This is a genomic window from Williamwhitmania taraxaci (assembly GCF_900096565.1).
Taxonomy (GTDB): Bacteria; Bacteroidota; Bacteroidia; order Bacteroidales; family Williamwhitmaniaceae; genus Williamwhitmania; species Williamwhitmania taraxaci.
On sequence record NZ_FMYP01000011.1, the window covers coordinates 43,428 to 58,110 of the forward strand.

Here is a 14,683-nt window from a genome sequence, read left to right on the forward strand (position 1 = left end):
AAAAAAGGATCATTGCAGAGATTTTGGCTGAGAAAAGAACATATTATTGTAGTCATTTGCACATACATTTTACCAATTTGTGGATTTTAACTAGGTTTGTAAAAACTAATTTGTAATAACCATGAAACTACTTAATGGTAAAACTGCCCTAATTACGGGCGGTGCAAGAGGAATTGGAAAAGCAATTTCACTGAAATTTGCAGAACAAGGTGCTAATATTGCCTTCACCGACCTTGTAGAAGATGAAAACTTTCAAAACACGGAAAAGGAATTACGAGCCTTTGGAGTAAAAGTTAAGGGTTTCGTATCCGATGCTTCTAAGTTTGAAGATTCCCAAAAGCTAGTGGATGGTGTGGTTAAGGAATTTGGCTCAATAGAGATACTTGTAAATAATGCAGGTATTACTAGAGACACATTACTGCTTCGAATGACTGAAGAGCAATGGGATTTGGTAATAAATGTGAATCTTAAGTCTGTATTCAACCTAACTAAGGCTGTGCAGGGCATCATGCTGAAGAAAAAAAATGGATCGATTATCAATATGAGTTCGGTCGTTGGTTTATCTGGGAATGCCGGTCAAGCAAACTATTCTGCTTCCAAAGCAGGTATTATTGGCTTTACAAAGTCAATCGCCAAAGAATTAGGCTCCAGAAATATACGTTGTAATGCAATTGCTCCTGGCTTTATCATAACTGAAATGACTCATAAATTGCCAGAAGATGTTCGAAATGAGTGGGTTAGTAAGATTCCTTTGAGGAGAGGAGGAACTCCTGAAGATGTTGCTAATGTTTGCGTTTTCCTTGGATCGGAATTGTCTAGTTACGTTACAGGACAAGTTATTCCTGTTTGCGGCGGCATGCAAGATTAACTAAACATCGTATTATAATAGGTAGAGCCATCCCTTGGGTGGCTCTATTTTTTTGGCATGAAAGTTGTATTTTTTAGAACATAAAAAATAGCACTTATGATACGTAATCGCATTATAATACTACTGGGATTAGCATCCATATTAAGTGGCTGCAGCTATCAAACCTATATTTCTATTGAGACATTAGAGCCCCCTATGTCTTACTATTTAAATCCCACTAACCCCATTACTGTAAACTACAATTACTCGCCAAGTAATCGCTTGCCGAAAATTCTTGGAAATAGGAATGATATCGATAGCCTTGCCTCAGACTTTGCTGCTTCTGCAATTACCTCGTCTATAAAGCAAAATTCATTGTATCCTCAAACGAATGTGGTTATAACTCAATTACAAGTCGATGATAGTCGAGCTGATAAGAATTTCGTTCTCTCAGAAAGTGAATTATTTAAGGTAGTCCAAAAAACAAAGGGAGAGGTGATTCTTTCGTTGGATTACTTCTCGCTTAGTCCTGAAATTACAGCGTTCCCTTCATCTGCAGGTGGTTATGCCTCCATTCTTGAGGTGGATGCAGTAGGAGCGTGGCGTGCATACTCAACCGAATCGAAGCAAGTTGTTGGGGAATATTTTTTTAAACAAGTTTATAATTGGGATGGAAGCGGTGGATCTAAACAACTTGCTATAAATAGCCTTCCAAACTTAAATGAAGTTGCCTCATGGGTCGGATCGGAATGTGGAACTACTAGTGCAAAAGCTTTCGCCCCTTTTTGGAATACGGTATATAGGAGCATTTTTGTCGGAGTTGATGCCAAGTGGGTTCAAGCCAAGAATTATGCTAAGATTGGCGATTGGGAAAATGCCGTTAAGATATGGAGTTGGCAGGTAGGTGGAAGTAAAACTCCTAAACTCAAATGGCAAGCGGCATATAATCTGGCTGTTGCCAGCGAAGTCCAGAACGACTTAATGCTCGCAATAAGTTGGCTCGATGTAGCCGATTCATTAATTCCTAGCACTTCAGAAGTGTCTAAATACCGCGAAATTATTCAACTGAGGTTGAAGTCACAGAAATTATTAGAATCCTTTAAGTAAAGGACCCTAACTTCTTTGAAAAGTAATAAAAAGAGTTACTTTTGCGCACGATTTATGCCTCTTTAGCTCAGCGGTAGAGCAGCTGTTTCGTAAACAGCAGGTCGTGGGTTCAAATCCCATGAGAGGCTCTTTAGTAATTGAGTGGCATTAGCCGCTCTTTTTTTATCTACTATGGTTGCAGAAATAATTACAATTGGTGATGAGATCTTAATAGGTCAAACCGTAGATACCAATTCAAACTACATTGCGTCACAACTTAGCTCTGTGGGGATTATTGTACGCCAGATTACTGCGGTTTCGGATGATCCTTACCATATAAAGGCGGCGCTAGTTAATGCAGAACAAGCGGCTGATGTCATAATAATGACTGGAGGATTAGGTCCAACCAAAGATGATTTAACAATCAAAACACTTTCCGATTTCTTTGGAATGCCGTTAGAACTGAATAATGAGGTTCTAAATCATGTTGAGTCTTTGCTCTCTGCACGTGGGGTCGTTATGAACGATTTAAATCGAAATCAGGCTTTAGTACCGACAGGAGCAATCGTTCTTCCAAATAAGATTGGAACAGCGTCAGGATTGCTTTTTGAGAGAGGAGCAAGACGATTCTTTTCATTGCCTGGTGTTCCTTTCGAGATGAAGCATCTCATGAAGGAGCAGGTAATGCCGTTATTGATGCTACAATTAAATGACGTTGTGGTCGTGCATCGTACGGTAATGACTATAGGCTTACCGGAATCTACCCTTGCAGAAATGCTTACGGAATGGGAAGATAACCTGCCAGTTCATATTAAATTGGCTTACCTTCCTAGTCCAACATCCCTGAAATTACGTCTTTCTGCCCGAGGAAATAGTAGCGAATTGCTAGAATCTGAGATTCAGCATCAAATTACTAAGTTGCAGCAAATCATACCTGATAATATTTTTTCATTAGTTGATGAACCGATAGAGGTAGTTGTTGGTAATATATTGTCAAACAATAAATTAACATTGTCGGTTGCAGAAAGTTGTACGGGTGGGAATATTGCTCATATGGTTACTTCGGTTGAAGGTAGCAGCAGGTATTTTATGGGCGGTGTTATTGCCTATTCTAACACAGCTAAGGTAAAGTTGATTGGAGTAGATTCTGGTACAATTGAGACCTACGGAGCGGTAAGCGGGGAAGTGGTGTCGGAAATGGCTAAAGGTTGTAGATTGCTTTTTAATACCGATTATGCCATTGCTATCTCCGGAATTGCTGGGCCGGGAGGTGGAACCGACGAAAAGCCAGTTGGCACTATTTGGATTGCTATAGCTGGTCCTGAGGGAGTTGTTGCTGAAAGGCATCGTTTTGGAGATAATCGTGAACGAAATATTATTCGTGCATCTTCTCGTGCCCTAAACATTCTCCGACTCGAACTATTGAAAAAAAAGTAAATTGAGGCAAAATATCTTTGGTAATATTTGATGGACTGGAATAAAATGCCTTAATTTGCGCTCTGTTTTGGAAAATAAAGTAAGGCTAAAATACTGAACAATGTCAAAGATTTGTCAGATCACAGGTAGGATACCTAGAGTTGGAAACAATGTTTCTCACTCAAATGTTAAGACTAAGAGGATGTTTAATCCTAATCTCCAGAAGAAGAAATTCTTCCTTGAGGAGGAAAACCGCTGGGTAGTTCTTAAAGTTTCGGCTGCCGGAATGAGAACTATCAACAAGCTTGGGTTGAAAGAAGCTATTAAAAGAGCTCAAAGCATCGGTTTAATTTGCGAATACTAAGAAACTGTAAAAAAGGCATTTAGCAATGGCAAAGAAAGGTAATCGCGTTCAGGTCATATTAGAATGCACCGAACATAAGGAAAGTGGAATGCCCGGGACTTCGAGGTACATTACCACTAAGAACAAAAAGAATACTCCTGATAGAATTGAGCGTAAGAAATATAACTCAATTCTTAAAAAAGTAACTCTCCACAGGGAAATTAAATAAGTTTGAGCCATGGCAAAGAAAGTAGTAGCATCGTTGCAAAAAGGCGCTGGTAAAAACTATACCAAATGCCTTAAACTGGTAAAGTCTGAGAAGACTGACGCCTACGTTTTTAAAGAAGAAATGATCCTAAATGCTGAAGTGAAAGACTTCTTCAGCAAGAAATAAAACGTTTTGTTTTAAAACAAAGAAAGCTTCTGTTAAGGAAGCTTTTTTGTTATAATCATATTCCTAATTGAGTTATCATGGGTTTTTTTGATATTTTCTCGGGAAAATCGGAGTCATTAGACAAAGGACTCGAAAAAACGAAGGAGAGTGTTCTTCTGAAACTTTCTCGTGTTGTTGCTGGTCGGTCTAAGGTTGATGACGATGTGCTCGATGACCTAGAGGAGATGTTGGTTACCTCTGATGTAGGGGTGGAGACCACGCTAAAAATTATTGGTCGGATCCAAGATAGAGTAGCAAAAGAGAAATACCTTAATACTGCTGAACTCAACGGTATCCTGCGTGAGGAGATATCCTTCTTACTTGAGGAGAGCCATGCGAATAATGACTATACGGAAGCGAATTCGCTTGGTGAGCCTTATGTTATTATGGTTGTTGGGGTAAATGGAGTGGGAAAAACTACAACCATAGGGAAACTCGCAAACATGTTTGCCAAGGCTGGAAAAAAGGTCATAATTGGTGCCGGAGATACCTTTAGGGCTGCTGCTGTGGACCAACTTGTTGTCTGGGCCGAAAGAGCGAATGTGGAAATTGTGAAGCAGCAAATGGGCTCTGATCCCGCCTCGGTTGCTTTTGATACCTTGGCTTCTGCAAAGACAAAAAATGCGGATATCGTTATTATTGATACCGCAGGGCGACTCCACAATAAGATTGCCTTGATGAACGAGCTTACCAAGATCAAAACCGTGATGAAGAAAGTGATCCCAACTGCGCCTCATGAGGTTTTGCTCGTTCTTGATGGATCTACTGGGCAGAATGCTTTTGAACAGGCCAAACAATTCACCTTAGCCACGGAGGTTACGGCATTAGCCATTACAAAACTCGACGGAACCGCAAAAGGTGGAGTAGTAATTGGTATCTCAGACCAATTCAAGATTCCGGTAAGGTATATTGGACTTGGTGAAGGAATTGATGATTTGCAGTTATTTGATAGAAAGGCTTTTGTCGATACACTTTTCAAGTAAACCACTTGTTTTGCAAATATCATCTTGGTAATGGGTTTACGCAATTGCGTTTAAACCCATACTGTTTTTAATCTAGTATAGCATCTTTGTTATGGGAAGTAAGAGTAAAACTGTAAATGTAGTTACACTAGGGTGTTCTAAAAATATTGTTGATTCAGAGCAGGTTATGCGCCAGCTTACTAGTTCTGGTTTTTCGGTTGTTCATAATTCTGATGATCTTTCTAAATCGAATATTGTTCTTATAAATACCTGTGGTTTTATTGGCGATGCCAAGGAAGAATCAATTGAAATGATCCTGAAGTTTGCTGAGGCAAAGAAAAGTGGTCAAATCGATAAAATTTTTGTTTTTGGTTGCCTTTCCCAGCGCTACAGAGAGGAACTCTCAGCAGAGATGCCCGAGATTGACGGTTTCTTTGGTGTAAACGAACTGAAAACGGTAGTAAAGGTAATCGGTGCCGAGTATAGGCAGCAACTGCTAAATGAGCGGGAATTAACAACACCAGATCATTATGCCTACCTTAAAATATCTGAGGGCTGTTCATGGGGCTGTTCTTACTGCGCCATTCCCCTGATTCGAGGGAAGCATGTTTCCCGTCGCATGGAAGATTTGGTGGTAGAGGCCCAACTATTGGCAAAAAAGGGGGTGAGAGAGTTGATTGTTATTGCCCAGGATTCGACATACTACGGACAAGATATTTACGGCAAAAGAAGAATTTCTGAATTGCTCACCGAACTCTCATCGATTGATGGAATTGAATGGATACGGCTTCACTATGCATTCCCATCTCAGTTTCCAGAAGAGTTAATTGAAACTATTGCAAATAACCCTAAGATTTGTAATTATTTGGATATTCCCTTTCAACATATTAGCGATACAGTGCTGCTAAATATGAGACGTGGAATTTCTATGGAAGAGACCTATACGCTTATCGAAAAATTGCGAAAGGGTATTCCAAATTTAGCGCTTAGAACCACACTTCTGGTTGGTCATCCGGGTGAGGGGATCGATGAGTTTGACGAGTTATGTCGTTTTGTGACTAAAGTGAAATTTGACCGTCTCGGCGTTTTTCCTTACTCAGAAGAGGAGGGAACTTATGGTGCAAAAAGTTTTCAAGACACTATTCCGTTGGAAGAGAAGCTTCGTAGAGCAGGGGAAATAATGAAATTGCAGCAAAACATTGCAGAGGAACTTAATCGCCAAAAAATAGGGTCAGTAATTCGAGTGATTATTGACCAAGAAGAAGCTGATTTCTATATTGGCCGGACCGAGCATGATTCACCGGAAGTGGATGGTGAGGTAATGGTTAAAAAAGGTGATTTTAGTTTGATTTGTGGTGAGTTCTATAACGTAAAGATTATGGATTCAATCGATTATGATTTAATAGGAGATGTTATTCTCTAGTTATCAAAAAAAAGGCGGTTTCTGAAAACCGCCTTTTTCTATCCTATTTAGTCATTTTGATCATCGCTATCGGCAACTCCATTTTTGGCAACTTTTATATTTAAATCTTCCTTGCCTTTTGTGAAACCAACTGAGATTACTGTGCCTTGAGCAATGGATCCCTTTATAATAACTTCGGCCAATGGATCTTCCAAATACTTTTGGATTGCACGCTTTAGAGGTCTTGCTCCAAATTGCACATCGTAGCCTTTTTCCACGATAAAATCCTTCGCTGCTAGGCTAATCTTTATAACGAAGCCTAAACCTGCAACACGATCAATTAGACCTTTAAGTTCAAGATCAATAATCTTATGTAACTCTTTGCGCTCAAGCTGGTTGAACATAATGATATCATCGATACGATTCAGAAATTCGGGAGCGAAGGTTCTCTTCAACGCTTTTTGAACTAGGCTTTTAGAGTATTCTCCAGTTCCCTGATCCTTGGCTTGTGTCGAAAATCCAACACTTTGGCCAAATTCCTTTAAATCGCGACTACCAATATTGGAGGTCATTATTACGATGGTATTTTTAAAGTCAACCTTTCTGCCTAAACTATCTGTAAGAATACCTTCGTCCAGAACCTGCAAAAGAATATGAAAAACGTCGGGATGTGCTTTCTCTATTTCATCAAGGAGAACAACGGAGTATGGTTTTCTTCTCACTTTTTCTGTAAGCTGTCCACCTTCCTCATAACCAATGTATCCGGGAGGGGCTCCGACTAAGCGCGATACAGAAAATTTCTCCATATATTCGCTCATATCAACCCGAATTAGATTATCGGTAGTATCGAACAAGTATTTCGCTAATACCTTAGCCAGTTGTGTCTTTCCAACGCCGGTAGGTCCTAAGAAAACAAACGTTCCTATGGGTTTTAGCGGATCTTTAAGCCCTGCCCGGTTGCGTTGAATAGACTTAACGATTTTATCAATGGCATTGTCTTGCCCAATTACCTTTGTTTTAAGCTCGTCGGCCATTTTTAGTAGTCGTTCGCCTTCGGCCTGTGCAATTCGTTGAACAGGTACACCGGTCATCATGGCAACTACTTCAGCAACCTTTTCAGCATCAACGGTTTCTCTGTTTTGAGTTAGATCTTTCTCCCACTTTTTTTGCTCCTGATCGAGTAGTTCAGTAAACTGCCGCTCTCTATCTCTAAAGGACGCAGCCATTTCGAAGTTCTGATTTTTAACTGCTTTTAGTTTTTCATTTCGAGTCTCCTCAATTTGCTTCTCAAGAAGAAGAACCCTTTCAGGAACTTTTATATTGGCAATATGCACTCGTGAACCAGCTTCATCTAAGGCGTCAATTGCTTTATCTGGGAGATGTCTATCTGATATGTATCGCTGGGTGAGCTTAACGCAGGCATCAATAGCATCAGGTGTATATATGACGTTGTGGTGATCCTCATATCGCTCCTTAATGTTGTTGAGTATTTCGTATGTTTCCTCCGGCGAGGTTGGTTCAACCATAACCTTCTGAAAACGACGTTCTAGGGCTCCATCTTTTTCGATGTGTTCTCGGTATTCATCGAGTGTTGTGGCTCCAATACACTGAATTTCGCCACGAGCAAGTGCTGGTTTAAGCATATTTGCTGCATCCAACGATCCTGTTGCACCTCCTGCTCCAACAATTGTGTGTATCTCATCAATAAATAGAATAACGTTATTGGTCTTGGCGAGTTCATTGAGGATTGCCTTCATCCGCTCCTCAAACTGCCCGCGATACTTTGTTCCGGCAACAATTGCGGCTAAGTCTAACGCAACCACACGCTTATTGAAAAGCACCCGCGATACTTTTTTCTTCGTAATCCGAAGAGCTAAACCTTCGGCAATTGCTGATTTACCAACGCCGGGTTCACCTATTAATATTGGATTGTTCTTCTTTCTCCGACTAAGGATTTGCGCAATTCGTTCAATCTCCTTTTCACGTCCAATAATTGGATCAAGCCGATTCTCTTCAGCTGCTTTGGTAAGATCTATTCCGAAATTATCGAGGACCGGCGTATCCGAGTTTGGCCGCGAACCAGGCTGTGGATTGCTTTTGGGTATACCAAACTGTTCTTTTTCATCGTCATCGTCGGAGTAATCGGCACGGGATTGCACTTGACTTCCTTCCATTTTATTGCGAATGGCATAGTAATCAATATTTGAATCACCAAGAACTTGAGCAACAAGGCTTCCTTCATCCTTAAGTATGGCCAGTAGGAGATGAGCTGATGTGATAGTTTCACTTTTAAGCGAGCGTGCCTCCAGAAAAACTAACTTTAGGGCTCTTTCTGCAGATTTATACAGGTTAAGATTATCTAGTTCCGATAAATCCACGATTGCATCGGTTCTAACTCTATCCTCGACTTGCTGCTTTAGGTTAGGCAAATCGGCACCCAATGACTTGAGTATATCCACTGCCATTCCTTCTCCCTCACGCAAAATGCCAAGAAATAGATGCTCTGTACCAATTGACGGATTTCCAAGTCGGATAGCTTCTTCTTTGCTATAACTTAAAATATCCTTAATTCTTTTTGAAAAATTAGAGTCCATATTATACTCCGATTGTTGAAAATTTCTACTAAAGTAATACAATAAACCCAAAATGTGATGGGATGTTTATGAAAAATGTGATAGAATTTTGAAAAGAACCGTTTTTGTATCGTGCCTTTCCAACTATTGAACACTAAGGTAAAAAATGTTAATAAATTAGGGTGATTAAGTGTCGCTATATCCATAAAAAATAAGTATTTTAGCACGCTAAAATGAAAAGAGAAACCATCAGATTATGGCTGAAGGAGAAAGAATTGTAAAGATAAACATTGAGGAAGAGATGAAATCTGCCTATATCGATTATTCGATGTCGGTAATTGTATCTCGCGCGCTGCCTGATGTAAGGGATGGACTTAAACCGGTTCACAGAAGAGTACTGTTTGGTATGTCTGAACTGGGAGTGATGGCCACTAAGCCCTACAAAAAATCTGCGCGTATTGTTGGAGAGGTTCTTGGTAAGTATCACCCTCACGGAGACACCTCAGTATATGATGCAATGGTTAGAATGGCCCAACCGTGGTCGTTACGATATCCGTTGGTAGATGGTCAGGGTAACTTTGGTTCAGTGGATGGCGATAGCCCTGCTGCGATGCGTTATACTGAGGCCAGGTTCAAGAAAATTGCAGAAGAAACGCTTGCTGATATCGATAAGCAAACTGTCGATTTCAAGTTAAACTTTGACGATACCCTCGAAGAGCCAACCGTTCTCCCCACTAGGATTCCCGTTTTGCTCGTAAATGGTGCATCGGGTATTGCAGTGGGTATGGCAACAAATATGGCCCCGCACAACCTTGGGGAGGTAATTGATGCAATTGGCGCTTACATCGACAACAATGAAATAACAATAGAGGAACTTCTTAAGTATATTAAAGGCCCTGATTTTCCGACTGGTGGAACCATTTATGGATACCAAGGAATTAAGGAAGCATTTGAAACTGGGAGAGGACGAATTGTTGTTAGGGCTAAATCGGAACTTGAGTTTACCGACAGCGGTAGAGCAAAGATTATAATTACCGAGATTCCCTACATGGTCAATAAGGCAGAGATGATCAAGAAAATTGCCGATTTGATCAATGAAAAGAAATTGGAAGGTATCTCTTACATCAATGATGAATCCGATAGAACAGGGATGCGCATTGTGATTATTCTCAAGCGTGAAGCTGTTGCAAATGTGGTGCTTAATAATCTTTATAAGTATACACAACTGCAATCGACCTTTCCTATTAATAATATAGCACTTGTTGACGGACGGCCTAAGCAATTGAACCTGAAGGATTTAATTTCATGTTTTGTTGCTCACCGACATGACGTTATTATTCGTCGAACTAGGTTTGATTTGGACCAAGCAGCAAAAAGGGCTCATATTCTTGAAGGGTTGCTTATTGCACTTGACCATATTGATGAAATTATCGCCTTGATTCGTTCCTCTGCCACTCCTGACATTGCAAGAGAAGGGCTGATGTCGAAGTTTAATCTATCCGACTTACAGTCTAGGGCAATCATTGAAATGAGGTTGCGAAGCCTAACTGGTCTTGAGCGCGACAAACTGAAAGAAGAGTTTGACGAGTTGATGAAACGAATAGAGTATTTCAAGTTGATTTTGTCCGACGTGGTATTGCAAATGAAAATCATTAAGGATGAGTTGCTTGAGGTTAAGGATAAGTATAATGATCCACGTAGAACGGATATCGTTCATACTGCCGAAGAATTTAATCCTGAGGACTTTTATGCCGACGATGATGCTGTTATTACCATTTCGCATCTAGGATACATAAAACGTACACCGCTTACAGAGTTTAAGACACAAAATAGGGGTGGGGTTGGAACCAAAGGATCGGCCACTAGGGATGCTGACTTTATTGAGCATATTTTTGTGGCATCCATGCACAACACCATGCTGTTCTTTACCGAGAAGGGGCGCTGCTATTGGCTTAAGGTTTATGATATTCCCGAAGGTGCAAAATCAACGAAGGGCAGAGCTATTCAAAACATTATAAATATTGAGCCTGACGATAAGGTTAAAGCATATATTAATCTCAAGAAGCTTACTGATCAGGAGTATATTACCAATAACTATATTATTCTCTGTACAAAAAAAGGAATAATAAAGAAGACGTTATTGGAAGCTTACTCTCGACCAAGACAAACTGGAGTTAATGCAATTACCATCAAGGAAGGCGATCAACTAATTGAGGCTAAATTAACTAACGGTAAGTCAGATATTCTTCTTGCTGCAAGAGAAGGAAAGGCAGTTAGATTTCCTGAAGACCAAGCTCGTGCAATTGGTAGAACTGGATCTGGAGTTAAGGGTATTTCCATCTCGGCAACGAATGAGGTTGTGGGTATGGTCTGTACCGATGTCGATATGCAGGATATACTGGTTGTGTCGGAAAAGGGCTTTGGAAAGCGTTCAAGCCTTGAAGATTACCGAATAATTAATAGGGGAGGCAAGGGAGTAAAAACCCTTAGCATCACTGATAAAACGGGTGATCTTATTGCAATTAAGGGTGTTACTGATAATCATGATCTTATGATAATTACAAAGTCAGGAATCACCATTCGTTTGCATGTTTGCGACATACGAGTAACCGGAAGAGCAACTCAAGGTGTTAAGCTGATAAACTTACGCAAACAGGATGAAATTGCTGCCGTAGCATTAGTTGAAAAGGGTGAGGATGATGAAATTCCTGAACTTATAGCTAATGAGGAATCTACGCCAGAAACACCTGTCGAAGAATAGAAATAATTACTAGTTTTGTGAAATAAATTTTTTACTAACCCAATCCGTGATTATAATGAAAAAATTACTTTTTTTAGCAGCGACAGTTGGTTTGTCCGCTCAAGTTGCACTAGCTCAAGTTGGAGGTAATACCGATGCAGAGCAAATTAAAGGTAAACTAGCAAAGAGTGATAAGGATATCGAAAACCCTAAGAAACAAGCACAACCAAAGACTTGGATTACCAGAGGTGATGTGTTTAGCGAGGTTATCGATGTTCATTGTTCAAATCTTCGTGCTGGCATGACTCAAACTGAAGCATCGCTTCTTTTGGGAAAGCCTACTGCTAGTGATCAAGCATTAGTAAATGAACAGACTTACGAAACTGCAGTATACCCGTATTTTACGTTGTATATTCAGCAGGGAAAGGTTGCTTTTTGGAAGGAGACCAACTATTTTGTTGAAAATCCTTACGCAAAGGCTTACGAGTCATATGATAAAGCTTTTGTATTAGATGTGGACAAAAAAAGCACCAAAAAAGTAAAAGTAGGTTTCGAGTCACTTAAGCAAAAGTATAATACTTCGGCAATGAATAATTATATTGCTACCGATTATGCTGGTGCTTTTGCCGCATTTGAGGGATCTTACATGTGTTCAAAACATCCTACAATAAATATGGTTGATTCTATAATTATTTATTATGCAGGATTAACGGCACAGTTGGCCGGAAAAAATGACGAAGCCATTAAGTATCTCAGCATGGCCAAAGACATTAACTTTGATCAGGATGGAGATCTCTACTACTATTTGTTTACTAGTTATATGCAGGCTAATGATACAGTAAAGGCAGGAAGCACTATTGAGGCTGGGTTTTCTCAATATCCTACAAATAAGATGCTTATGCTAGCTCTTATAAATTACTATATTGTAAAGAATGAGAATCCAATTAAGGTAATCGGCTACCTTGATAAAGCTATTGAGAGTGACCAACAAAATCCTTCTTTGTATTTTGCTGAGGCAGCACTTTACGAGAAACTTCCTGATCTTGATAAAGCTATTGTCAGCTATAAAAAAGCAATAGAAATGTCGCCAGAATATTTTGATGCGTATTTCAATCTAGGCGTTTTGTATTATAACCAAGGTGCTGCCACAGTAGGAACTGCAAGCAAGTTAGATATAAACGACACAAAAGGTTATGATAAGTTAATGGCTGACGCAGATGTTTCTTTCAAGTTAGCATTACCTTATATCGAAAAATCTTTTCAGTTGAAGCCTGAAGAACTTGTGGTTGTTGAAACCTTGAAGAATCTATATTTCCGTTTCCGGAACGATAGCGAGGAGATGATGAAGAAGTATACCGAATTTAAGGATAAGTATGATGCTATGAAGGCTAAGTAGAAATAATGAGAGCGGGCTTTGGTGCCCGCTCTTTTACTTTGTTTAACTTAACATAATATTAATTATAGGACAATTATTTGTGAATATTTTAGATCTACAATAGATATTTGTAGAACGTAAACGATTAGCAACGCTTGCACGAAGGGAATTAGAATTATTTTTTATTTTTGATGTTCATTATATCCTGCTATTTCATTTTTTAGCGTATAATTGCAGAAAATTAGAAGGTTTACGATATATGGAAAAGAAGGAAAAAAAACGAGTAATCACAAACGTCAAGAGTCTTCCTACAGAATTACTCGAACTTGTAAAAGCGAAGTATCCTTTGGGATATTGGGACTATATAAAGAAGTTTGAGAAGCCTAATGGGGATTTTTTCTACTATTTTACGCTAGATAACGAGGATGCTAGTTACCTGGTGAAGGTAGATGTGAAAATTGATACTAAGATTAAAGAGGACGACGAAAAGGATTATTTTGAGGATCATGATGACTCTGTTCCGGACGAAGGCAGTGATGATGATCCCGCAGAGGAAACTCCGAGTGATGATTATGACGATTAAAGTGGGTTAAGTTAATCCACTCTTACTTGTTCTAATACTACTTTTCCTTTTCTTAATCCGATAACTCTGCATTCAATATGGCTATCCAATTCTGGATAGCTTTTATTTATCGGCCATTCTACAGCGGTTTTTTCATTGAAGGTATCGATTACAAGAACCCTTGAGATTTGTTTAAAATCTTCTTCCCTTGTGTAAGAGACGACCTCCACTAATTTAAATAGATAAACACTTCCAATCATATATACTGGGTGGTTTGGCTCAATAAGGAATAATCCTTTCTTGCTTAACTTACTCACCACGCCAACAAACGTTACTCCTACTTTCAATCCATATTTTTTATAGGGGCGACTATTGATGAAATGCTTTGTTCTATCGGGTGCTTCAACCACGAAATACGGGCGGTTTTCTAGTCCAATTTCAGCGATAATCTTAAATTTGTAGTAGGAGCCTTCCTCCAGAGTCTTAATTGATTTAGGCTTGTTTTCAACCGTTGATAGGTGTAATTTTCCTTTCAGAATGTAATCTATTTTACATTTTAATAATTTGATCGACAAGTCTATCTCAGTTGTAAATACTTCGATTTTATTTCCAAAGCAATCCGCAACAATTACGGTCTCTACCAACTCACCAGTTGGTAATGTAACAGGGGCCGACGAAATGACTCTAAAATCATATTCTTGACTTTCCTTGTAAATTGGATGTATTGGTTCAAGGAAAATTTTTCCAGAACAGTTAATTTTATCTATTCTACAAGTAATTTCGTTACCTACAATGATATTGTAATCCTTGTATGGTTGGTGTGGTAATAAAAACTTCCCCCCGTTGGGATGTTGAAGAATGAAAAAGGTATCTCCATCTTCCTCAATTTGTTTTATTGCAATAACCAAATAATTAGCGACTTGCCCCTCCTCTAGCACCATAGA

Annotated in this window: 13 protein-coding genes and 1 tRNA gene; 12 read left to right on the forward strand and 2 right to left on the reverse strand. The window is 39.4% G+C overall.

Annotated features, from left to right (window positions below; translation table 11 throughout):
- Window positions 1-121 precede the first annotated feature (121 nt).
- From fabG to rimO, 9 genes are all read left to right on the forward strand, one after another.
- Window positions 122-868 (forward strand): 3-oxoacyl-[acyl-carrier-protein] reductase, encoded by a 747-nt coding sequence (gene fabG, locus BLS65_RS04560; RefSeq protein ID WP_092436330.1) that lies wholly within the window; start codon window positions 122-124, stop codon window positions 866-868.
- Between the two features lie 96 nt (window positions 869-964).
- Window positions 965-1,954, forward strand: coding sequence for a DUF6340 family protein (locus BLS65_RS04565; protein WP_125869766.1), 990 nt, complete (start codon window positions 965-967; stop codon window positions 1,952-1,954).
- Window positions 1,955-2,010: 56 nt separating this feature from the next.
- Window positions 2,011-2,082, forward strand: a tRNA-Thr gene (locus tag BLS65_RS04570).
- 43 nt (window positions 2,083-2,125) lie between these two features.
- Window positions 2,126-3,370: a competence/damage-inducible protein A gene (locus tag BLS65_RS04575; protein ID WP_092436334.1), complete on the forward strand. Its 1,245-nt coding sequence runs from the start codon at window positions 2,126-2,128 to the stop codon at window positions 3,368-3,370.
- Window positions 3,371-3,470: 100 nt separating this feature from the next.
- Complete coding sequence (rpmB, locus tag BLS65_RS04580; RefSeq protein WP_092436336.1) at window positions 3,471-3,713, forward strand: 50S ribosomal protein L28; 243 nt, start codon at window positions 3,471-3,473, stop codon at window positions 3,711-3,713.
- Between the two features lie 25 nt (window positions 3,714-3,738).
- The gene (gene rpmG / locus BLS65_RS04585) at window positions 3,739-3,921 is read left to right on the forward strand and encodes a 50S ribosomal protein L33 (RefSeq protein WP_092436338.1); all 183 of its coding nucleotides are present in this window, start codon (window positions 3,739-3,741) and stop codon (window positions 3,919-3,921) included.
- A gap of 9 nt (window positions 3,922-3,930) precedes the next feature.
- A complete protein-coding gene (locus tag BLS65_RS04590; protein ID WP_092436348.1) occupies window positions 3,931-4,086 on the forward strand; it encodes a DUF4295 domain-containing protein in 156 nt (51 codons plus the stop codon).
- 77 nt (window positions 4,087-4,163) lie between these two features.
- Entirely contained in the window at window positions 4,164-5,108 is a 945-nt protein-coding gene (ftsY, locus tag BLS65_RS04595; RefSeq protein ID WP_092436350.1) for a signal recognition particle-docking protein FtsY, read from the forward strand.
- Window positions 5,109-5,199: 91 nt separating this feature from the next.
- A complete protein-coding gene (gene rimO / locus BLS65_RS04600; RefSeq protein ID WP_092436352.1) occupies window positions 5,200-6,510 on the forward strand; it encodes a 30S ribosomal protein S12 methylthiotransferase RimO in 1,311 nt (436 codons plus the stop codon).
- Window positions 6,511-6,557: 47 nt separating this feature from the next.
- On the opposite strand, the gene BLS65_RS04605 is transcribed toward rimO, so the two are convergent.
- Window positions 6,558-9,083 (reverse strand): ATP-dependent Clp protease ATP-binding subunit, encoded by a 2,526-nt coding sequence (locus tag BLS65_RS04605; protein WP_092436354.1) that lies wholly within the window; start codon window positions 9,081-9,083, stop codon window positions 6,558-6,560.
- Between the two features lie 235 nt (window positions 9,084-9,318).
- Here BLS65_RS04605 and gyrA point away from each other — a divergent pair, with 235 nt between their 5' ends.
- The 3 genes from gyrA (at window position 9,319) to BLS65_RS04620 (ending at window position 13,760) form a co-directional block, all read left to right on the forward strand.
- A complete protein-coding gene (gene gyrA / locus BLS65_RS04610) occupies window positions 9,319-11,823 on the forward strand; it encodes a DNA gyrase subunit A (RefSeq protein ID WP_092436356.1) in 2,505 nt (834 codons plus the stop codon).
- A 55-nt stretch (window positions 11,824-11,878) separates the two neighbouring features.
- Window positions 11,879-13,198, forward strand: coding sequence for a tetratricopeptide repeat protein (locus BLS65_RS04615; protein ID WP_092436358.1), 1,320 nt, complete (start codon window positions 11,879-11,881; stop codon window positions 13,196-13,198).
- A 238-nt stretch (window positions 13,199-13,436) separates the two neighbouring features.
- On the forward strand, window positions 13,437-13,760 hold the full coding sequence (locus tag BLS65_RS04620; protein ID WP_092436361.1) for a hypothetical protein: 324 nt from the start codon (window positions 13,437-13,439) through the stop codon (window positions 13,758-13,760).
- 11 nt (window positions 13,761-13,771) lie between these two features.
- Here the strand turns inward: BLS65_RS04620 and BLS65_RS04625 are convergent, their stop codons facing one another.
- Window positions 13,772-14,680, reverse strand: a complete 909-nt coding sequence (locus BLS65_RS04625; protein ID WP_092436363.1) for a hypothetical protein — start codon at window positions 14,678-14,680, stop codon at window positions 13,772-13,774.
- Window positions 14,681-14,683 lie beyond the last annotated feature (3 nt).